The 20,107-nt window shown below is 70.1% G+C and carries 18 protein-coding genes; 5 read left to right on the forward strand and 13 right to left on the reverse strand.

Features of this window, described 5'->3' with window-relative positions; translation table 11 throughout:
- Nucleotides 1-967: 967 nt before the first annotated feature.
- From VSR01_RS28340 to VSR01_RS28390, 11 genes are all read right to left on the reverse strand, one after another.
- A complete protein-coding gene (locus VSR01_RS28340; RefSeq protein ID WP_326451906.1) occupies nt 968-3,592 on the reverse strand; it encodes a DEAD/DEAH box helicase in 2,625 nt (874 codons plus the stop codon).
- A 775-nt stretch (nt 3,593-4,367) separates the two neighbouring features.
- Nucleotides 4,368-4,499 carry a hypothetical protein gene (locus VSR01_RS28345; protein ID WP_326451907.1) on the reverse strand — a complete coding sequence of 44 codons (132 nt, stop codon included), beginning with the start codon at nt 4,497-4,499 and terminating at the stop codon, nt 4,368-4,370.
- The gene (locus tag VSR01_RS28350; protein ID WP_326451908.1) at nt 4,496-5,080 is read right to left on the reverse strand and encodes a hypothetical protein; all 585 of its coding nucleotides are present in this window, start codon (nt 5,078-5,080) and stop codon (nt 4,496-4,498) included. Before VSR01_RS28350 ends, VSR01_RS28345 begins: the two co-directional genes overlap by 4 nt.
- A gap of 75 nt (nt 5,081-5,155) precedes the next feature.
- On the reverse strand, nt 5,156-5,764 hold the full coding sequence (locus VSR01_RS28355; RefSeq protein ID WP_326451909.1) for a hypothetical protein: 609 nt from the start codon (nt 5,762-5,764) through the stop codon (nt 5,156-5,158).
- Nucleotides 5,765-5,813: 49 nt separating this feature from the next.
- On the reverse strand, nt 5,814-6,647 hold the full coding sequence (locus tag VSR01_RS28360) for a hypothetical protein (protein WP_326451910.1): 834 nt from the start codon (nt 6,645-6,647) through the stop codon (nt 5,814-5,816).
- Nucleotides 6,648-6,854: 207 nt separating this feature from the next.
- Nucleotides 6,855-7,370: a hypothetical protein gene (locus VSR01_RS28365; protein ID WP_326451911.1), complete on the reverse strand. Its 516-nt coding sequence runs from the start codon at nt 7,368-7,370 to the stop codon at nt 6,855-6,857.
- Nucleotides 7,367-8,656 carry a cytochrome P450 gene (locus VSR01_RS28370; protein ID WP_326451912.1) on the reverse strand — a complete coding sequence of 430 codons (1,290 nt, stop codon included), beginning with the start codon at nt 8,654-8,656 and terminating at the stop codon, nt 7,367-7,369. The genes VSR01_RS28365 and VSR01_RS28370 overlap by 4 nt, the downstream gene beginning before the upstream one ends.
- A 110-nt stretch (nt 8,657-8,766) precedes the next feature.
- A complete protein-coding gene (locus VSR01_RS28375; protein ID WP_326451913.1) occupies nt 8,767-9,396 on the reverse strand; it encodes a GTP-binding protein in 630 nt (209 codons plus the stop codon).
- The gene (locus VSR01_RS28380; protein WP_326451914.1) at nt 9,380-9,871 is read right to left on the reverse strand and encodes a DUF742 domain-containing protein; all 492 of its coding nucleotides are present in this window, start codon (nt 9,869-9,871) and stop codon (nt 9,380-9,382) included. The genes VSR01_RS28375 and VSR01_RS28380 overlap by 17 nt, the downstream gene beginning before the upstream one ends.
- Nucleotides 9,868-10,347 (reverse strand): roadblock/LC7 domain-containing protein, encoded by a 480-nt coding sequence (locus tag VSR01_RS28385; protein WP_326451915.1) that lies wholly within the window; start codon nt 10,345-10,347, stop codon nt 9,868-9,870. The genes VSR01_RS28380 and VSR01_RS28385 overlap by 4 nt, the downstream gene beginning before the upstream one ends.
- Complete coding sequence (locus VSR01_RS28390; protein ID WP_326451916.1) at nt 10,347-12,905, reverse strand: nitrate- and nitrite sensing domain-containing protein; 2,559 nt, start codon at nt 12,903-12,905, stop codon at nt 10,347-10,349. The genes VSR01_RS28385 and VSR01_RS28390 overlap by 1 nt, the downstream gene beginning before the upstream one ends.
- A gap of 1,827 nt (nt 12,906-14,732) precedes the next feature.
- Here VSR01_RS28390 and VSR01_RS28395 point away from each other — a divergent pair.
- The gene (locus VSR01_RS28395; protein ID WP_326451917.1) at nt 14,733-15,332 is read left to right on the forward strand and encodes a 2'-5' RNA ligase family protein; all 600 of its coding nucleotides are present in this window, start codon (nt 14,733-14,735) and stop codon (nt 15,330-15,332) included.
- 255 nt (nt 15,333-15,587) lie between these two features.
- On the opposite strand, the gene VSR01_RS28400 is transcribed toward VSR01_RS28395, so the two are convergent.
- Together VSR01_RS28400 and VSR01_RS28405 are read right to left on the reverse strand one after the other, a co-directional pair.
- Nucleotides 15,588-16,181: a GNAT family N-acetyltransferase gene (locus VSR01_RS28400; RefSeq protein WP_326451918.1), complete on the reverse strand. Its 594-nt coding sequence runs from the start codon at nt 16,179-16,181 to the stop codon at nt 15,588-15,590.
- Complete coding sequence (locus tag VSR01_RS28405; protein WP_326451919.1) at nt 16,178-17,452, reverse strand: hypothetical protein; 1,275 nt, start codon at nt 17,450-17,452, stop codon at nt 16,178-16,180. Before VSR01_RS28405 ends, VSR01_RS28400 begins: the two co-directional genes overlap by 4 nt.
- Nucleotides 17,453-17,677: 225 nt before the next feature.
- On the opposite strand from VSR01_RS28405, the gene VSR01_RS28410 reads away from it, so the two are divergent.
- The 4 genes from VSR01_RS28410 to VSR01_RS28425 all read left to right on the forward strand — a co-directional run bounded on the left by VSR01_RS28410 (nt 17,678) and on the right by VSR01_RS28425 (nt 20,026).
- The gene (locus tag VSR01_RS28410) at nt 17,678-18,190 is read left to right on the forward strand and encodes a hypothetical protein (RefSeq protein WP_326451920.1); all 513 of its coding nucleotides are present in this window, start codon (nt 17,678-17,680) and stop codon (nt 18,188-18,190) included.
- 1 nt (nt 18,191) lies between these two features.
- Entirely contained in the window at nt 18,192-18,608 is a 417-nt protein-coding gene (locus VSR01_RS28415) for an ATP-binding protein (RefSeq protein WP_326451921.1), read from the forward strand.
- 292 nt (nt 18,609-18,900) lie between these two features.
- A complete protein-coding gene (locus tag VSR01_RS28420) occupies nt 18,901-19,242 on the forward strand; it encodes a hypothetical protein (protein ID WP_326451922.1) in 342 nt (113 codons plus the stop codon).
- Nucleotides 19,243-19,510: 268 nt separating this feature from the next.
- A complete protein-coding gene (locus VSR01_RS28425) occupies nt 19,511-20,026 on the forward strand; it encodes an NUDIX hydrolase (RefSeq protein ID WP_326451923.1) in 516 nt (171 codons plus the stop codon).
- The last annotated feature ends 81 nt before the right edge of the window (nt 20,027-20,107 follow it).

Here is a 20,107-nt window from a genome sequence, read left to right on the forward strand (position 1 = left end):
GCGCGACTACGCAGAGCTGCGGCATCAGCGGGCGCGAGGCCCGCCAGTGCGTGCTGGAGTACGACTTCGACCAGACGCCACCTCTCGGTCAGCACCGAGGGCGGTGCGGCGGCGGGCGAGTGATGTCGGACTGGAGGCCGTGCTGCGATCGGGCGCAACGCGTCGGCGGCGCCGCCACGCCCAGCCTGCTGCAGTTGCGCAGGCGTCACGCCGACCGCGGCGGCCATCCGCGCTACCGTCTTGTCCGGGCCCGTGACCGGAGTGGCGATGCCGCTCACCGTCTGGTAGCCCAGGACGATCTGACGCCAGCGACTCGGGCTGATGCCGGCGCGCCGCGCCGCCTCTGCTGCTGATATGCCCAGCGTCCGCTGGGCCGACTGGATCAGGGCCCCTTCGGGGCGCTGCGTAGGTAACCTGCCCATGCGCGAACTATCGCACAGCTTCGCGACATGCTTCAAGGTCGACTGCGCACCTCCGGTGCTCCGGGCAATAGTGCGCACCTTCCCCTACCTCTGCGCCACGTCAACTCAGCTAGGCGCATGATGTCGCGCCGCAGATGGGTGACGGTGCCACAGGGCCGGACCGGCCTTCGGCGCCACTCCGCTCCCGCGCGGTGGGGAGGTGTCCGACTCGCACTCGCGGTCTGCCTCTCGCCTTGACCGCCGCCGACCGCGGCCGGCGCATCCCACTCCCAGTGGCGCGCCTTGTGCTCCCCGCGTCGCCGGGGTGTGGTCGAGCCCCCTCGATCGGTCGCCCGCCGGGACCCGCCTCCGACCGCAGCCCGGAGCGTGGGTCCAGGTGGGTGGTCGCGCGGGTCTCTCGTCCGGACTCCGTGATCCCGTACCGCCCACGGCGGGGCGGACCTGATGAACGTGGTCGGACGCGTCTGCCAACTTCGCGACTTGCAATGGCATGGCCGTACTCGCGGCGAGAGTCGTGAGCTAGCGTCGCGTCCATCGAGGTCCGCCTAGTCTCCATGCATCGACCACCGCATTCCCACGCTTTCGAGCTTTCTTATCCGTTCGACTGAAAGTGATCCACTTTTGAAAGCCCTGCGCTGCGTTGCGATCCATGCTCCGAGCTTCACGCTTTCTGGCGGGTCGGTGGAGTACAAGTAGGGGACATCGAGAGTGCCGTTTGCGCGGTAATATGCTTCGGCCAGTGCGAATTTTGCATTCCAACTCTGATCTCGTTTCCCTTCGGGAATGTCCCAGGACACTCCGAGGGCTTCCAGTGCCGCGCGGCGGTCCTTCGGAAGTCTTCCCGCTGCTTTTTCTTGCCGCATTTTCCGGAGCCAGTCCCAGAGAGGGAAGGGGTGCCCGTCGGGATCCTGCACCTTATTGTGAGGTGGAGGGTTGAGATGGCCTTGTGTGCGATGATATTTTTGAGCGACTCGAAAACCTGATTCCCAGTAGCGGTCGGTCTTCTGCTCGAATGCGTCATCGAGGATGGCCAGCTCGGCCGCCAACTCCGGCGCGAGTCGCCCCGTTTCCAATCTCCTTCGTTCGTCCCTCAGCCAGGAAGCGAGTTTTATCTCGGTTCCGTCAGGGAGTTTTACGCCTTGAGCGGCCGGTATATTGAGATGGCCGTTGCTCCCAAGGAACGCTCGTACTGCGGTGAACGCAAGCGTCCAGTTGGCTCTCGGAACGTCCCACTCGATTCCCAAGCCTTCCAGATCAGCGATGCGCTCTTGACTAAGATTTCCCCGCTTGTACGCTTGGCGGTTGTTGACTATCCAGCGCCCCAGTTTGAACCCCGCCGGCTCCCCTGTCCCGTCCTTTTCGATGTGCCCTACCGGCACCCTCAGATGCCGTTCTCTTTCGACAAAAGAGCGGGCTGCCTCGATTCCCCGCTGCCATTGTTCGTCGCGTGGCAGCCATGCAATTCCCAGGGCATCCAGAGCCTCTCTCTGCTGCGGCAGCAACGACTCCCGGCGGCGGCGCTGATTACTCAACCACTCCCCGATCGGTGCAGATTCGGGGCCGGGAGCCCGATGGGTGCGCCCAGGGAGCCGTCCATGCTCCTCCTTGTAGGCCGTGACGGCTCCCAGGTACTCATCCCATAGGGTCGTTGCGGCACGGACAGCCTGCACTGTGATGGAGTCCGCGAAACCAGGCGGAATCTCAGACCCGACGAACCGCAGCCATTGCGGTGTACTGAGCCGGACGTCGGGGACTTCATCTGCTCTATAGTTCCTCATCCCGATCAGGCGGCGTCCAGATCGCATCTCTCCGGCAAGATCCTCATCGTGCGCGGCCAGCGCGCGAACGACTTGATGCACCATCGAGAATTGAGAGGAGCCCAGGGCCTGGGAGGCATCCTGGTCAGGCTTCAAAACGATAGGGATAATGATATACGCGGTTTTATCGATCCTATTGCCAAGGCGCAGTGCGCGGCCAATAATCTGAACGATATCGATTACCGAGTTGCGTGGGTTGAGGAATGCAACAGCGTCGACGGAAGGCGCATCATAGCCTTCGCTGAGAACCTTGGCATTGGAGATGATTACTCGGCCATGGCCGTCGGACTGCAGGGTGTCGAGCACCCTGCGGCGTTCGGCCCTTTCTTGAACTCCGTAGACATAACCCGTTGAGAGGTCTGATGAAGAACCGATCAGCGCGTCTGCGGCCGGCAGCGTTTGCGAGAACCAGGCGGCGTCTCGAATCCGAGAATGGTAGGTGAGCATGCGCTGTACCCCGAGGTCTCGGGCGGCCCGCAGGACGGCCACCTGGCGGGCCAAAATATCTGCAGAAACCCCGACGGGCCCAACTTGAAAGAACGCCGACCCTTCGCTGCTGGTGGCGAGCCTGTAAATTTCTGCGTCTGTGACGACGGAGACAACAACGCGATAGTCAGCCAGAATCTTTTTCTCCCGGGCCTGGCCAAATGTTAATTTGTATCCGACTCGTCCGAATACTTTCTCATCGTCCATGCTGAAAACGTCGGAGCCGTCGGAGCCGGTCACAATCCGCGGTGTGGCCGTCATATAGAGGCGTTTGTCTGCTGGAATCAGCTCATCCTTATGAAGGACGGACCAGGGCCTTCCCTGGATGCCAGCGGATCGATGCGCTTCGTCGACGACATGCAGCTTCCACGGCTTTGTTCCAGGCACACGGTGGGCTTCGATAATCCTCGGCAGGCTGTGATATGTCGTTGCCGCGATGAATCGTCCGTCTGGAGCGCGCAGTAGTTCGGCGAGCCGTTCCGGATTCGTGGTGACTTCGACGCCTAGGTCTGTCAGGCGCTCGGTGTCTTCCTGGTTCATGAGGTCTTGGTCCCCGCACACTGCGACTACCTTTCCCATCGCCTGTCGGCCGAGGGCCGCGACCCATGCCTTGAGAGTCTGAGCCACCAGGTCGACTGTCGGCTCGGAGATGAGTACAGGACCATTGGGCGCGACGGTCTTTGAGACTTCCGCTCCGACACGGGTTTTCCCCGTCCCGCAGGCCATCACCAGGGTGGTGCGAGCGGCTGAGGAAAACTCCTTCTGGATGCCGTTGACTGCCTCTTCCTGATGTTTCCACAATGGCTCTGCCAAATGCATCTTCCGGTCCTCATCTTCTTTCTGGTGAATATCTTCGTCGTCTCGCATGCGGGGCTTGGTTCCGGGGAAATCCGTATCAGCGGTCGGCTACAGGTAGCTGTGGGGATAATCAGGGTGGAAGCCTGGTTGCTTCGCAGCGCGAAGGTCGTGGCGAGGCTGTGTCGGATACGCCGGCATGACGGCGGCGCCCGCAGATTGCCGGCGGCCACGACCAGACACGGGACGGGTCCGCGCTCTCGTGGGGCAGCGCTAACGTTTGACGCTCCGGTGAGGGGTCATCGACCGACGCGCGGGTCCGGTCGTCGGGCCATGCCGGTCTCGCCAGGCGCGACGGCCTTCTCATGCGACCGACGCGGAGAAGACGGATATCGGTCTCCGCGGCCCGTGGCGGTGAAAGAGCCGGGGCAAGACCGCCAGCCGAGGCACCAGCGGTAAAGGGGCCGTCACGAGGACACGTCGGACGGAGCGTGGCGCCTCCTGTCAGGTTCGCTCGGCTGCCACCGGAATACCAGCGGCAGTTGGCGCACCCAGGTTTCTCGTATCACGACTGCTCGTCGTCCGGCCGCCGGATGACGGCCATCGATCCCCGGTCCGGGCTCGAACCGGGGTCGTCGAGCATTCGCAGACGGCGCGCTGGCGGAGCAGGTCCCGTTGACGTCCGGCTGGCGACCGCGGGGCGTATGGCCTGGTCGCTGGACCCCCGCTGGAGCACCAGAACGGGCGCGAGGGCGCATGTTTTTCTCGGAGTTCCGGCGGATCTCGACGACGGACTGGCATTAAATGCCTTGCAGAAGAGAGCGCGGCCGGACAGCGGTCAGCGTGCCTATCCAGGACTTATCTGCTGTGATGAAGCGTCACCGCCGGTGTGGCCGATCGGCGCCGCTGGGACCGGGGCGAGGCCAACTGCCGCGAGTTCGGCTTCCAGGTCGACGATGGTGACGTCGTGGAGAGTCATGGCGTACTGCCCTGTGAGGCGGCACGGGCGGGGGCGGGGCGGCCGGAGTGAGTGATCTTGTAGGGCTCGCCGAGGGCCCCGGTGATCTGGGGAGCCCCGGCCCGGAAAGCGGTGAACCCGCCGACACGGCGCCCGTAGGAACAGCGGTCGCGGGCGGCTCGGGCGTGCGGGAGGCACAGCGGCGGCTGGAACGTGACGATCCCTTGCGGCCAGTTCCGGCGCAGGCGCGCCTCGGCCGGCGCGACGTCGAGGAAGAGCACGCCCTGCTCGGTGACGCTGGGGCGGCCGGTGCAGTAGTGGCACAGCATCCCGGTCATGCACTCGCGCTGTCGCCCGGGGTGGACCGTCGACCACAGGGGCCGGCCGGTGGGCCAGCCGTGCGCGTCGAGATTCTGCTCGACCCTGGGCAGCAGCAACCCGTGGCGGTCGCGGTCCTGCGGTCGCTCGTCGATGTAAGCCAGCTCCTGCGCCGGCAAGCCGGGGGCCGCGGGCGTGGCGATCGCACGCAGCGTCAGCGCCCGGTCGGTGAGATCGGCCTCGCCTTCACGGGAGGTGATGTACGGAATGGAGTGCTCAGCCATCAGATGCGTAGGTTCCTTCTCGGCCGTCGCCGGCCGCACAGCCCACCTCCCCCGGCGGGCGGGGGCGGGCGCGGGTCAGGGGGTGGGGTAGGTGATGGTGTGCCGGACGCTGCCGTCCTCGCTGGTGGTGATGGCGAGGTGCCCGTAAAGGTCGGTGAGGTGGCGCCGTCGCGCCGCGGCGACGGGGGCGGAAAGCCAGAACCGGCGCGGGGGTTCACCCCACGCTGCGGTGTAGGCGTCCGCGGTCAGACAGGCGCTGGTGTAGGGGAGCGCGCGCACGGGCGTGCGGTGGTTCAGGCGCACACCAGAGCGGTCGGTCACAGCGCGTAGCAGCGCGACCTGTGCGGTCAGGGCGTGCACGGCATCACGGACCGGCGCGGGGACGGGCAGCATGCCGGGCAGGTCGTCGCCGGCGAGGACGAACGCGGCGGCCTCTAGGGCGAGCATCCGGGCGGCTTCGCTGATGAGGGCCGGGGCGTCGTCGGGGCTGAGGCGGTCGATGAGCATCGCCCCGAAGAGCGTCGGAGCTGTCCGCAGATGGGCTTCGGCAGCGGCGGTGAGAGCCCGCCAGTTCGGGTTTTCGGTCCACTCGCCGAGGATCACCGGCGCTTCGGCCGCGAGCTGGCTGGGCAGGTCGCGGTGGGACTGCCGGGGAGGTCGGGGCTCGTCGGTCGGCGGGGTCATGCGGCGTCTCCCGCCTGGTCCGTGCCCGGAAGGGTGATCAGGCGGGCGGTCAGGGCGTCGGCCCGGGCCGGGCGAGCCGGCCGAGAATGAGAGCGGGCTCGGTGTGGCACCGGCGGCAGTAGGGCGCGTAGGCGACGTCGACCAGCCCGGTCGCCGCCGGCCGGAGGGCGTCGGCGAGCTGGTCGGCGAGCTGCTCCCCTGCGGTCAGGTCGTCGGGATCGGCCTGTTCGGGAATGGGGCTGTCGGGGTGCAGGCGGTGCAGCAGCAGGACGCCGTCGGGCACGGTGATCTCGCCCAGGGCGACCTGTCCGGATTCGAGGCGGGGCCGGGCTGCGACCCCGATCCCGGACAGCGCCGCGGTCAGGCGCCATACGGTGGCGTGCAGGCCGGTCAGGTGTGCCTCGATCGCCTCGGCCAGGCGGACGGTGCCGTCCCGGTCCAGACTCCCCAACGGCAGGGCAGGGGTGCCGTCCGCCGCGGTGCGAGGGGCCCCGGCCGCCAGTTCGACGCCGGCGGCGCGGGCGGCGGCGTGCAGCCAGCGCCCCGCGGGGGCCACGCCCGGCTCCATGCCCAGCTCGGCGTTTGGCTGTGGGTCCGTGGTCGAAGCGGTTGCGGTGCCGGAGAGCAGGCGGGCAAGGGTGCGGACGGTGGCCTCTCCGGCGTCCCCGAGCGGGATGCGGTTGCCGTCGGTGGTTGCGACGGGGTATCCGAGGCTGAGGTGTAGACCCGCGGTGCGGGCGGCGGTCCGTAGCCGGCCGAGCGCTGCGACCAGCCCGGCTTCGGCGCTGATGGCGCTGTCGTGGGTGTCGCCGGTGTTGTCGGTGAGGACGCTGGCGGTCAAGTCCCCGGTGCGGGGGCCCGGTGCGGCTTCGGTGGTGGTCATGGTGCCTCGTGACGGGGAGGAAGAGCCTGGTGGGTTGAGACGCGGGGGTGCCTGCCGCCGCCGTGTGCGGGCGGCGGCGGCCGGTGGCCTGCCGGTCATCCCGGACGGGGGTTCCGGGGAGGGGTTCGGCAGACCGTTGGCAGCGCCCGGCACGGGGGTGCCTGGGGCGCGGGACTGCGTCGACCTGGCCGAGTGGCGGTCGGGTGGTCAGTGCGTGGGCGGCGGCCGGGCCGGGCGGGTTCTCAGGGCCCTGTCCGGACCGGTGGCGGTGGGTGTGGCGGTGAGGGCGGCGTGCAGGGGGAGCGGGGGTGTCAGGAGGCGTCCGCCGGGGTGGCGGCGGATCCAGCCGCTGCCGCGGGCGGGCGGCAGCACAACGCAGCCGTGCGCCCTGTAGTCCACGCCCGTGCCGACGCCGGTCCAGTCCAGGCCGGTCTGTGAGCCGGGGGGCAGCAGGAACCCCCACGACCAGCCGTCGACGGTGAACACCGCGCCGACCATGTCGGGGGCGATGCGGTCCAGGCGTTCCACTGCGGGCGCGGCCAGCGGGCCGGGCACGAGCACGACCTCGAAGCCGTGCCCGACCGCCACCGGCACTGGCCGGTCGTGCAGCAACAGGGCGGGCAGCAGCCACAGCTCCTCGCATCTGCCCGCCGCGGCGGGCGCGGCCGAGGCGGACGGCGCGGTCGTCGGGAGCAGAGGCAGGGACGTCGTCGGAGCGTTCACAGCGTGTCCTGTGCTGTTGCGGGGGCGGGGCCAGCCGTCTGCGGGGGTGGCGTGGCGTCGGCCGGGGCGGTGCGGCCGGGCGGAGCGGGGCGGGCGCGCACGGGCAGGGTGCGGTAGCCGCGCAGGGTGTGGTTGAGCAGGCGTTCGCCGGGCCCGGCGGGGTCGAGGTGGTGGGCGTGGCGGGCCAGCGCGGTCAGGACGGCGTGGGCCTGGAGGCGGGCGAGGGGGATGCCCGCGCACAGGTGGGGGCCGGTGCCGAACGCGAGGTGGCCGCCGGGGTTCGGGCGGGCGGGGTCGTAAGCGTCGGCGGTGGGGCCCCAGCGGCGGGGGTCGCGTCCGGCCGCCCCGTACAGCACCCACACCTGGTCGCCGGCGCGGATGCGCACGCCGTCCAGGTCGACGTCCGTGGTGGCCCGGCGGCCGAAGCCCTGTATGGGGGCTTCCAGGCGCAGGCTTTCGTCGAAGGCCGGCGTGGCCCAGGCGGTGGGGGCGGTGCGCAGGCGGGCCCAGGCGGTGGGGTGGCGGGCGAGCTGGCCGATGGTGTCGGCCAGGCCCAGCACGGTGGTGTCCATGGATGCTGCGGTGTAGGCGCTGGCGAGGGGGATGGCGTCAGTCTCGACCAGTCGCCCGGTGTCCACGGCGGCGAAGATGGCGCCCATCCAGCTGTCCGGCCGCACCCGTTCGCGGGTGACCGTGGTGTGCAGGAACTCCACCATCCTGGCGGCGATCGGCAGCGCGGCCTGGTAGCGGGGGTTGGCGGGGCCGAACAGGTCGAACGTGGCGGGCGCGCCCGCCTGGAGCTGGGGCAGGGTGGTCTTGGGCAGGCCCATCAGGTCCATGACGGTGCCGGTGACCATTTCGGCGGCGACCGCGACGGCGTCGACCACTCCGTCGGCCTCGGCGGCGTTGTTCAGGTGGGCGGTGACGATCCGCTCGGCGCGGGCGGTGATGTCGGCGGTGAGGAGTTGGACGGCGCGGGGGGCGAGTTGCGCGGACAGCACCCGGCGCAGCCGTCGGTGGGCCTGCCCGTCACTGGCCAGCACCGTCCCGGCCAGCACCGTGTGGTTGGCCAGGTCGGTGAGGGCGATGCCGTCGGCCGAGGCGAAGGCGTCGTCGTGCAGCACGCGCTCGGCCACCTCGTGCCGTGCGACGGCCCACACCTGGTGCGCGGGCAGGTAGACCGCTGGGCCCTTCTCCCGCAGCACGTGGTAGGCGGGGTAGGGGTCGCGCAGGGTCGCGTCGCAGAACAGGTCGACGTCGCTCGACGGGACGGGCAGGACAGGCATTGCAGGGCTCCGGAAGAAGGAGAGGAAGGAGGAAACAGGCGGGAAGCGGACGGGGGCGGTGGTGTGGGTGGCGCGGTGGTGGGGTGCTCCGTGGCTGCTGGTGGGCGGGTTCAGGTGACGGCGGGCTCGCGCAGGCGGTGCTCCACCAGCGCGATCAGTGCGCGCAGGCTGGAGGCGCTGTCGCGGGCGTCGACCTGCACCACCGGGACCGTGTCGGAGAGGTCGAGCGCTCGGCGCAGCTCCGGCTCGGCGTAGGGCTGCCGCCCATGGAAGGCGTTGACCGCCACGACGAACGGGACACCGCGGCGTTCGAAGAAGTCGACGGCGGCGAAGCAGTCGGTCAGGCGGCGGGTGTCGGCCAGCACGATCGCGCCGATCGCGCCGCGCACCAGGTCGTCCCACAGGAACCAGAACCGCTCCTGGCCCGGCGCTCCGAACAGATACAGCGTGACCGCCCCCTCCACCGACGCGTGGCGTGAAACGGCGCCGGCGGTGATGGTGCGGCGGCCGAAGTCCAGCGCGACCGTCGTGCTCGTCTTCCCGCCGACCCCGCTCGTGTCGTCGACCGTGTTGGGGGCGGTGATGTCGGCCTCCGTCGACAGCGGCTCGATCTCGCTGACCGCGCCGACGAAGGTGGTCTTGCCGACACCGAACCCGCCGGCCACCACGATCTTCACCGCAGGCGCGAACACGGGCGTGGCCGCGGCCGGGCCCGGGCCGGCGCTAGAGGGCTCGGGCACGGGCACGTAAGCCCCTTCCGTGGTGCGGCCCGCCAGTCAAGACGGTGCCGGGTGCGGTACCGGACGGCGCGTCAGGCACCGTGCCGGAGGTGGTCGGTAAGTCGTCGAGGGAGCGGCGCAGGCCGGCGGCGATCCGCTGGAGCAGCGCGGTGGAGACGGTGGAGGCGCCGGCCATGTCCAGCGGGGGCGTGGCGGTGACGGCGCCGGCCGCGAGCAGATCGCGGACCAGCACGGTGACCACGCCCAGCGGAAGCCGCATCCGGGCGGCCAGCTCCGCGACCGCCGCCGGTGTGCGGCACAGCTCCAGCACACGCTGCTGGTCGCGGTTGAACGCCAACTCCTGCGGCAGGCGACGGGCCAGGACCTGGGTGTCCAGCCCCACGGTCTCGTCCGGCGCGTGGACCCGGCCCGCGGTGCTCGCGTAGGGACGAGACTGCCCGGAGCGGCCGGAGGACCTTGGGGGTGGGCTGGTCATGCGGTCGGCCCGGGCAGTTGCGCGGTGCCGCGGCGCTCGGTGTCCAGCAGCGCGCCCAGGTCCTGGTCCAGGCGGGCCAGGTGATGGCCGAGCATGCCGGGCTCGGCGCTCTTCAGGGCGTAGAGCAGGACCAGGCTGTGCCGGCCGATGGGTCCGATCACGCACCAGCCGTCGCGGGCCTCGACCAGACTGCGCACGTGGCGGCCGACCCCGCCGTCGGCCGTGACGCGCTCGGCGAGACTGGCGAGACTGGCGAGCATCGCGCTGCGCCGCTCCCCCGCCTCCCGGTGCAGGTCGCGGGGGTCGCGGCCGGGCTGGGCCACGACGTCGACAGTCCCGGAGGCGTACTGGAGGATGCCGTCGCGGGTGGCGATCACCGCGTCCTGCAGGTGGGCGACCTCGGCCAGGCGCCGGTCCAGGAGCTGCTGCACCTGGGGGTTGCCGGCCGCCGGAGGCTGTGTGTGCGTGATGGTCATCAGGCGGGTCCGTTCTGCTTCGCGGGGTCAGGGGATTCAGGGGCGCCACCGTGGCTGTCGCGGCTGTCGGCTGTGTCGGCGGGCCGGTAGGTCGACCACGCGGCCTGCACCGTCGCGGGATCGTCGGGCGGCTCGGTGAACGGCTGCTCGCGGCGGGCGGGTTCGGCGCCAGGGGGAGGGTCGGCGAGGGCGGGGTGCAGATGCTGACCTCGGGCACGCCGCGGCAGCAGCGGGGCACCGGCGGCGGTATTCGAAGGCAGGCCGTCCCCGGTGTGGGCAGAGCCGTCGCCTGCGCCGGCCGCGAACGTCGAGACCTCGCCGCGGCCGAACGTTCCTGCCGCCGGGGCCGGGCCGCCGCGCGGCGTCTGCAGTCCGACATCCCAAGCGCTCCCGCTGGAGCCGGCCGACGGCGGTTCGGGCGCCCGCGCTGGCGGTACCGGCTGGGCGGAGGACGGGGCACCGGGATGCCCGGTCGCCGGCGCGGGGCGGGTGCGGCGGGGCATCGGCGGCGCGGCCAGCGGCGGAAGCCGGTGCGGCTCGTGGCCGCCGGAGTCCCGGTCGGCGGTCTTGGGAGCGGGGTCGGTCGCCGGGGATGCGGGTTGATCCGGGCCGGGCGCGGCCGTGATGGTCTGGCGGATCATCAGCGTGGCGTGCACGCCCCCGTAGACGCTGCGGCCGAGTCGGACGCTCAGGTGGTGGCGTCGGGCGAGCTGGGCGACGGTGGCAAGGCCGACCTGTCCGTGCAGGGCCGCCATCACTGCGAAATCCGGACTGGGGGTGGCCAGGATGCGGTTCGCGTGTTCCAGCGCCTGCGCCGTCATCCCGGCGCCGGCGTCCACCACCTCTACCGCCACCCCGTGGACGGCCGCCGTCGAGGTCACCGTGACCGGCCCGTTGGAGTAGGCCAGCGCGTTGTCCAGCAGCGCCGCCAGCGCCTGCACTACGCCGGCCGCGTGCTCCGGCGCCACCCACAACCGCTCCGCGACCTGGTTGCGCACACGGCCGGGCTCCCCGGTCGCCACGCCCGCGTCGTTGACCAGGTCCACCAGGGCCAGCGGCGCGGTGTAGAGCATCCCGCGGGCCCGCTCGGTCACCAGCGTCGACAAGTTCTCCTGGTAGCGGCGCGCGGCCGTCGCCGCGGCATCCACCGCCACCAGCTGCCCCACGACCGGCTGCGCCCTCGGCTCGGTCATCAGCTCGGCCAGCCCCTGCAGACTCCTGCTCAGGTGGACCAGGGTGCGGTCGGCGGTCGCGCTGACGAACTCGCCCAGCCCCCGCCGGTCGGCGGCCTGCAGCGCCGCCACTGCCACCGCGGTGCGCTGCGCACGCACCAGGGCCCGCTCGATCACCGCGAACTCATCCGCCGGGCCGTCGGGTTCGGGGAACTCCGCGGCGGGGTCGACGGCCTCGCCGGTGCGCAGCCGCTCCACCACGCCCTCCAGCCGGGCCGCGCCCGCGGTCGTGGAGGCGACCACCTGCCGCTGCCGCCGGGCGATGCCCAGCACCAGCCATACCACCAGGGCGGCCACCAGGCCGATCCCCACGGCGATCGCGACGAGCGTCCACACCACCCGCGTGCGGATCGCGTCAGCCCGCGCGACCCCGTGCGCCAGCAGCCCTTGCGTCCGGGCCAGGTTCAGCGCGGCGATCTTCTGGCTGACCCGCCCGTACGCCGCATCCCAGCCCGCCAGCCCCGCGATGTCACCGGCTTCCACGCTGCCACTCGCCGACGGCGCCGAGACCACCGCCGACTGCACCCGCATCAGCGTCGCCCAGTCCGCGCTCCGTGTGATCGCGGCGTACGACGCCGCCTCGGCCGGCGGCAGATACGGCCCGACCCACCGCTGATACATCACCGCCTGCGCACCGGCCGCCAGCGCAAACTCGCGGCGCCCGGACGGCGTCAGCTCACCCTTGGCCTGCGCCTGCGCCAGCAGCGTGTCCTCGCGCGACAGCGCGTCATCGGCGTAGAAGAGCCCGACGAGCGGACGCGTCTCCAGCACCAGCTTCGGATCGTCCATCGCCGACAGATCCTGGTAGAACGCGATCAGATCACCGATCAGGTCCGTGTAGTCGCCGGCCACCGCATCCGCATCACCCCCGCGGGCATCGGCCTGGGCCCGCACCCGCGGCAGCGACCCCAGCCGGGCGTAGACCCGCTCCACGAACGGCCAGGAATGCCGCTCGCTGACCCGAAGCGTCGACCCCGACAATGTCTGGAACCGCGCCTCGGCCGCGTCCGTCCGCACCCGCTGCGCCGACAGCGCGGCCCGCGAAGCCCTCGACGGCGCCGCCATCGCCACCACACTCGCCCGCCGCTCAGCCTGCACCGCAACAAACAGCGGCAGCGAGTCCTCACCACCCAACCGCCCCGTTTCCGACGCGGTCCGCAGACTCCGCTGCTGCTGCCACCCCGGCACCACCACCAACACCGCTAACGCCATCAGTGCCACCACCGCCACCACCGCGATCAGCACCAACCGCGCACGCACCGTCAAACCGGAGGCCGGTAAGGGCTGGCGAAACCTGCGGTGAGCGGTTGACACGCTGGAGTTCATGAGTCCTCGTTGGGGAGAAGTCGACTGCGAAGCCCTCTGCAGTCCCCGCGCCTTCAGCAAGCGAGGCGCGGATAGGGTCCTGGGCAGTGGTGCGTTGCAGCACTACGGTCGCGTCAGCCGTCCCCCGCGGTCACGGGCGCGGTTGTCCATAGATTCCGGACACCTGACAGGCCCCTGACCTGCGCTTGGGCGCGAATGCCCACCGAAAAAAGGGCAGCCGTCCGCAGCGAACCGTGGGCACTCAGCCACTCGGCGGATAACTCGGCGCTACCGTGGAAGCACCTCACCGACGCACTGGGACGGTCTCATGGCACAACCTCCGAGGCCCGGCAGCAAAACAGAACGCGACGCGCTTCGTCGCGAGATGCTTGCTGCTGGCTGCACACTCACCGAAGTTGCTACCGAGATGCGCACACGATGGGGATTCCGCGCGCGTGAGGGATGGCGGCATGCCCTCGGCTGGTCCCAGCAGGAAGCGGCCGACACCATCAACTCGATAGGTGCCCGGCGCCCTCGATCCGTCGCTGCGGACGCGTCCTTGGTGGGAAAGTGGAAAAATTCCCCCTTCCCGGCGGTCGCCGACCTTCGGAGACCGTGCTCAGTCTTATGTCTGAGGCGTACGGCTGCACCCCCGACCAACTGCTCGATCTGCACGATCGCCGCGCCAAACTCAGCGTCCCGAGAAGCGATACCGCTGCGAAGTCTGAGCCGACGTTGGCTGCGGACAGGACCGTCAACTCGCCCGGCCAAGCGATGTCAACCGGGGAAGGGCAGCGCCCGATAAGCACGGTCGCCGTCCGAGAAGCTGCTGACGAGTCCTCAGCATGGGCTGCGTGGGCCGAGACAACTAATGTGGGCGACATCGCTCTAGAGCAAATCCATGCAGAAATTCGGAGGCTCTCCGCCGATTATCTCGTGGGTGACGCGGTCGATGCGTTCACCCGGACTCGTCTGCTTCGAGACCGTACATTTCGGCTCCTCGAAGGCCACCAATGGCCAAGACAGGCCACGGACCTCTACGCCGCAGCTGGGTATCTGTGCACGCTGATGGCTTGGATGAGTAGCGATCTCGGACATCTAGCCGATGCCGACGCTCACGGACGAACAGCATGGTTGTGCGCCGAGGCGATCGATCACGCCGAGCTACGTGCTTGGACGGCATCTACACGAAGCAAAATCGCCTTCTGGGATGGGCGGTTGAAAGACGCAGTCGAGTGGGCAAGGAGAGGAACGGCAGCGTCCGCAACAGGGACGGTCCAAGTTCTCCTGGCCTGCCAGGAAGCTGACGCCTGGTCCCGGCTCGGCGCCGTCACGGAGACGGAGGAGGCCCTACTTCGAGCGACCGCCGCACGAGACAGCGTTCGAGGTGATGATGAGATCGGAGGGCTCTTCGCCTGCTCCCCGGGTCGACAGGAGCAGTACCACGCCGGGGCGCATCTGCGCATCGGTGCCTACGCCCAGGCTTTTACGGAAGCCGACAACGCACTTCGACTCCTGCGGGCCCAGCCGGTACGGGCCTACGGAACGGAGGCCCAATCCACGATCTCGTCTGCGATGGGTCACATCGGGGTCGGGCAACCGGAGGCGGTGTTAGAGACTCTGGCCCCGGTGCTGCAGCTGCCTCCCGAGCAGCGCCTCGACACAGTCGTAAGCCGTATGCGCGACCTAGCGGGAATGATGGCGTCGACCCCCAGCGCACGAGGATCGGCAAGCGTCCAAGCGCGCACAGCGCTGGCCGATTGGTGCCAGGACTCGGCCCCTCGCAGGTTGGCCCTCTCGCCAGGCAGCGTCGACAAGTGAAAAGATCGCGACATGTCTCCTGAACGCATGGCCAATCACTGGTGGTGGCGCCCCGGCTGGAGCGTAGGCCGGCGGTTTTACACCTGGCATCTCACCTGGGACACCGAACCGGACATCCACCGGTTCGCCGAGGGGTATCGCCAGGCACTGGCTCCGGCCGGGGGCCTGGACCTCATCCCGAACCAGTGGCTCCACCTGACCATGCAAGGCGTGGGGTTCGTCGAAGACATCACCAACTCCGAGGTCGAGGCGATCAGTCAGGCCGCTGGCGCCCGTCTCGCCAGACTTGATCCCTTTCGTCTCACCTTCGGGACACCTGTGATTGATCCCGAGGCGATCCTCGTCCCGGTCCAGCCAGCTGAACCCGTTCGCCGACTCCGATCCGAAGTTCGGGCGGCGATCGGAGAAGTCCTCAACGACGTGCCGGAAAGCGCTGACGGGTTCACCCCACACGTGAGCCTGGCCTACAGCAACACCGAAGGCCCGGCGGCACCCCACGCCGCAGCAGTCGCAGACGCCCACGTACCGCCGGCCACCGCTCTTGTCACACACGCTGACCTCATCATCATCCACCGCGACCATCAGATGTACGAATGGACGACTGTCAAGCAGGTAAGGCTCGGGTGACGAACCGGGTCTGTCGACCCACCATCATGGGACGGCTGCCACGGGGCATGCGACATCACCGCCCATGTGGAGGGCTCCGGCCGGTGTCTTGCCGCGTACGTCGTCTCGGAGCCCCCCCGCCACGGCTTGGACAGTGCGGCGGACGTGTCCGTACGCGTCCTGGGCCGGTGTCCGGACACCGGCCCCGGCAGTGCGCGGCGGAGCCGTGGTCGGGGCTGTGTCGTGCCAGGTCAAAGGGCGTCCGGGCGTGTCCGTTCAGGCTGTCCGAGCGGTGTCCGCGGGCATGTCCGGACCGGCTGCTGGACGGAGGTCCAGCACCATCGCGTCGTACCAGGGAGCGTCGGGGGAGGGCCGGGAGGTGGCGACTGCCCGGTAGCCCCACCGGTCGTACGTCGCCCGGACGCGCGGGTGATCGCGCTCCACGAGCAGGGATGCGCGGCTCTCGGGCCGCTCGCTCATCAGGTCGTTGTGGATCGCGCGGGCGACGCCGGCCCCGCGCCACGCGGTGCGCACCATGATCTCGCACAGACCGAACATGTCTGCTCCGACGCCGTATTCGCGGACGTCGGAGGAAATCACCGTGTCCATCTCCCGCCACTCCTGCTCGGAGTCGGGCCGGCCGTAGGCATAGCCGACGATCTCGCCGTCGATTTCGCCGACGACACAGGACCAGCCGGGATTCGAGCAGTGCCGGTCGAGGCGCTCGGTGAAGCGGGGCACGGAGAAGAACGGGTCGGTTTTGGCTTCCGCCGCGTAGACCTCGGCGTAGACGTCGATGAGCTGCTGCCGGATCTCCGTGGCGTGCTGAGGCCCGTAGTGGGTCGTGGTGAGCACGCTGGCTGACGTCATGATGCGACGACCTCTCGATAGCGGTCGGCGAACTCGGTGGCCCCAGTCGGCGGGTTCCTCTGTACGTCGCCGACGAACCTTGCAAGGTGTTTTCCCCACCGGGGCGATCGCACACGGGCGGTGCCCATGAGGTCCAGGGCGCGGTGCGCCGCGGAAAGCGCTTCGTCGGCCCGGCCGGCGGCGAGGCGGTTGCGTGCGAGGCTCACCTGCGTCGCGAAGCTGTTGCGGCCGAAGCCGGTCGGAAGGAGTTCGAGGGCGTTCTCGTCACGGTCGGCCGCGGTGCGGTAGCGGCCGAGGTGGTAGTCGACGAGCGCGGCCTGCCCGGTGATCTCGGCGGGTCCCACGAACTCCAGCCAGGGCGCGGTGGTTGTGGTCGCGCGGTCCAGGGCGAGGTCTGCGCGGTGCAGGGATTGGCCGGCGCGGCCGCGTTCGCCGCTGACGGCCTGGCCGAGAGCCACCCGGGCGTGTAGAAGCGCGGACAGGCGCGGGTCCCGCCGGTTGCGCGTGGCGTCCAGGGCGTGGCGGGCGATGGCCACCGCCTGATCGCCGTGGCCGAGATCGCATTCGAGGCGGGCCATGTAGCTCCACACACGGGCCTGCAGGGTGGAGTCTTCTGCGAGTAGCGAGTAGCGCAAGGCCATGTCCCACCAGCGGCGGGCCTCGGACGGGCTGCCGCCGTCGTAGGCGAACCAGCCGGCGGACGCTGCCAGCCCCCCGACTGCGGCGTGCAGGCGCCTACGGACGGAGGCGCCGCAGGTGCACGCGCGTACGGACAGTTCCACGTGCTCTACGTAGCGGGCGGCGACATCGGCGAGCTCGACGCCGCCGTGGCGGTCGTCAAGGGCATGGAGTTCGGCGGTGGCCGCGCAGATCGCGTCGACGTCGGAGACTCCGAGGCGCCCTTGGCCGGGCAGCGTCGGGAGGGCCAGGGCGGTACCGAGGCCGAGGAGGAAGTGGCGGCGGAGCACGTGCGATCCCAGGGCGGTTGAGGATGGTGCGTTGCCTCGGACCATAGCGCCGTCGTATCCCGGAGGGGGTGTGAACCCCATCTCACCAGCCGGCACGCCGAAGAGCGCTTCAAGAGGAGCGCGGTACTTCTCGTTCGGCCATGCGGTCTCGCCGTTTAAGAAGCGCCCGACCTGCCGGGGAGAGCAGGGTAGGGGGACCCCGGTGAGCTTGATGGACATGTTGATAACGGCGTCGGAAAGCTGCTCGCGGGTTCTGATGTTCCGGGCGGACATCAGGGCGCGAAGGGCGGCGTTGTCGGCCATGTGCACTCCCAAGGGCTGCTCGGTTCACGACGGTAGCCGCGCGACGACGGCCCGTCAGCAAAACGTCCTCCTGGATGAGAAGTAACTGGCGCCAAACCGTCCTTCAGATGCCCTGCCGGTGATTGCGAACCTGGTTGCGAGCACCGCGCCGGTCTACGTTTCGGCCGCGCAGGGCTCGGACCGGGACGGTGTAGACCGTCGGAACGCACCCGTTGGAGTGCTGAGATGCCGAGCACGCACGCGAATCGCCCGCAGCGCCGCGCTGTGGCGGACTGGCTGTCCGCTGCGGCGTCCCACCGGCAGCGGACCCACGAGGAGTGGCGTAAGCAGGGCATCGCGCTGATCCAGTGCGGGCCGCTGTTCAGCGCGGTGCGGATCCCCGCTGATCTGGTGTGGTCGGCAGCCGGTTCGACCGACGCGGAGACGGTCGCACGCTTACTGGCGGACACGTTGCGCGGCGGGGTGTTCGCTCAAGCGGCGGGCCGCCGGTACTACGCCTTGGTCGAGCCGGACGCCGGCCGGCACTCGCGCGAGACGGACGCCGAGGTCCTGGGCGCAGGCACGTATCTGGGTGTGCCGGCCGTCGACCGCACCGCGGCGGGCACGGCCGCGTTCTGGGTTGTGCCCGTGGTCCGGCCGGGAGCGTTGTGTGCCGCGCGCGATGTCGCGGAGTTGGTGGCCGCCGGCCGTGCGGCTCTGGTCCGGTCCCTGTCGAGCGGTGGTGACGGAGGTGAATGAGGTGCAGTGCCTGGACTTTCGCGCCGGCGCGGGCCGCCTGCCCGTGTACAGCCGGACGTTGCCGCGCGAGGCCGGTTCGGCGGGCGTCTCCCGCCGGGTGGTGACCACCGTCTTGGCCTCATGGCATCTCCGGGTCCTGATCGATGACGCGCGGCTCGTCATCGACGAGCTGGTGGCCAACGCCGCCGACCACGCCGAGGGTGCGTCGATCCGCGTCACGATCACCCGCACCGAGCGGGGCGTGCGCCTGGCCGTGACCGACATGGACCACCGGCAGGCCGTGCTCCGCAGCGCGCTGCCGGGCGACGAGACCGGCCGTGGCCTGTTCCTGGTCGACGAGATCAGCGACCGGTGGGGGGTCGATCCGCTGCCCTGGGGGAAGCGCGTGTGGGCCGAACTGGCCCTGGCCGTGGAATGAACGAGCGCACCGAGCAGGTGGTCTGCACGGTGGCCACAGCCTGCCTGGTGCTCGCCCTGACGTTCGACATCGCCACCAGATAAGACCCCCACCCCGTCCAGCGGCGTTCTACGGGCTGGCGCCGCCCCTGTGCCTCCCCCGTGGCACGGGCCGGAGTGGGCCAACCGGTCCCCCGCTGGTGGGGATCGGCGCGCGCCCGGCCGCCAAACGTGCTCCGGCGGCCGGGCAGCGCGAACACACACACCGAAGGAGAACGGCCATCAGTACCCCCCAACAGCCTCCCGGCTGGACGTTGAGCGATGGCTCTCGCCCGATCAACCCGCAGCAGCTGGCACCACACCAGTTTCGCCTCAACGACTGGGTGAGCGTGGACGGGCACGGGCACGCCTACCGCATCACGAATCTCCGGCAGGTGGACGCCGGCCGCATGGTCGAGCTGGCCCACCACGACCGGGTCTACCTCAAGGCGGGGGCCACGCTGATGGTCTTCGAGGTGGTCCCGCCACCCGAGGGCCACGAGGGCGACGACCTGGACGAGGAGTTGGCCTGCGCGCCGGCCGCGCCTGCCAGGGGTCGGGGACGACGAGCTGCGCCGGGGGCAGGCCGGTACGCCCCCGGCCGCCGCGGACGCTGACCGTGGGCGGCCGCACGTGGGTCCGCGGCCTGTGCCGGCGGTGCGAGAGCACCGACCGGTCGGTGCCGTGGCTCGGCCCCGTGCACACCATCTACGGTGCCGGTGCCCTTCACGCCTGTGAAGGAGTGCATCCGGCGCCTGAAGGACCTGGCACTCACGGATGTCCACACAGCGTCTGCACCGAATGAACTCCCGTTCCCGGCTGGCGACCGGTCACCAGCCGGGAACGGACTCCACCGATTAACAACTACGACAGGAGAACCGCACCGTGGCACACCGCGATACGGACTTACAGCACCCCGGCCAGCGCCGCAACGGCGGCGCCTGGTTGATTTTGGACGACCAGGATCGCGCCCTGCTGGTGCAGCCGAGCTACAAGGACGGCGTGTACCACCTGGTCGGCGGCGGCGCCCACCGCAACGAACCGCCGCACCTCGCCGCCGTCCGGGAGGCCCGGGAGGAGATCGGGCTCACGCTCATCCCGCACACGCTGCTCATCACCGACTGGGTGCCGGACAACCCGGGCCGGTCCGCCGAGGCCACCACCCTCGTGTTCTTCCACCGCCTGGCACCGGGTGAGCTGGACAAGCTCGTGCTCAACGCGGGCGGCACGCCAGACGGTGAGACGCCCGAGCTGCTCGACTACAAGTTCCTGGCCGACGAGGAGTTGGACGCGCACTGCGCGCCGTACATCGTCCGACGCATCCGGGAAGCCAAGGCCGCCGTGACGGACCCCGCCCTGCGCGGCTACCGCATGGAGGGCCGCCGTATCGACGCGGCGTGATCGTGCCTTTGCATCCGGCGCGAGCGCTGCCGGGGTTCTTCGGCGTGAAAGCACCGAGTCACGGCGGTCGTGCGCGGCGGA

Source organism: Actinacidiphila sp. DG2A-62, assembly GCF_035825295.1.
In the GTDB taxonomy this organism is placed as follows: Bacteria; Actinomycetota; Actinomycetes; order Streptomycetales; family Streptomycetaceae; genus Actinacidiphila.

What these genes read in the sequence shown, in the direction of transcription:
- VSR01_RS28410 (WP_326451920.1), top strand. Translation starts at nt 17,678, where the DNA reads ATGCCGAGCACGCACGCGAATCGCCCGCAGCGCCGCGCTGTGGCGGAC.
- VSR01_RS28345 (WP_326451907.1), bottom strand. Translation starts at nt 4,499, where the DNA reads ATGACTCTCCACGACGTCACCATCGTCGACCTGGAAGCCGAACTCGCG.
- VSR01_RS28350 (WP_326451908.1), bottom strand. Translation starts at nt 5,080, where the DNA reads ATGGCTGAGCACTCCATTCCGTACATCACCTCCCGTGAAGGCGAGGCC.
- VSR01_RS28370 (WP_326451912.1), bottom strand. Translation starts at nt 8,656, where the DNA reads ATGCCTGTCCTGCCCGTCCCGTCGAGCGACGTCGACCTGTTCTGCGAC.
- VSR01_RS28400 (WP_326451918.1), bottom strand. Translation starts at nt 16,181, where the DNA reads ATGACGTCAGCCAGCGTGCTCACCACGACCCACTACGGGCCTCAGCAC.
- VSR01_RS28355 (WP_326451909.1), bottom strand. Translation starts at nt 5,764, where the DNA reads ATGACCCCGCCGACCGACGAGCCCCGACCTCCCCGGCAGTCCCACCGC.
- VSR01_RS28390 (WP_326451916.1), bottom strand. Translation starts at nt 12,905, where the DNA reads ATGAACTCCAGCGTGTCAACCGCTCACCGCAGGTTTCGCCAGCCCTTA.
- VSR01_RS28395 (WP_326451917.1), top strand. Translation starts at nt 14,733, where the DNA reads ATGGCCAATCACTGGTGGTGGCGCCCCGGCTGGAGCGTAGGCCGGCGG.
- VSR01_RS28380 (WP_326451914.1), bottom strand. Translation starts at nt 9,871, where the DNA reads ATGACCAGCCCACCCCCAAGGTCCTCCGGCCGCTCCGGGCAGTCTCGT.
- VSR01_RS28405 (WP_326451919.1), bottom strand. Translation starts at nt 17,452, where the DNA reads ATGGCCGACAACGCCGCCCTTCGCGCCCTGATGTCCGCCCGGAACATC.
- VSR01_RS28385 (WP_326451915.1), bottom strand. Translation starts at nt 10,347, where the DNA reads ATGACCATCACGCACACACAGCCTCCGGCGGCCGGCAACCCCCAGGTG.
- VSR01_RS28340 (WP_326451906.1), bottom strand. Translation starts at nt 3,592, where the DNA reads ATGCGAGACGACGAAGATATTCACCAGAAAGAAGATGAGGACCGGAAG.
- VSR01_RS28360 (WP_326451910.1), bottom strand. Translation starts at nt 6,647, where the DNA reads ATGACCACCACCGAAGCCGCACCGGGCCCCCGCACCGGGGACTTGACC.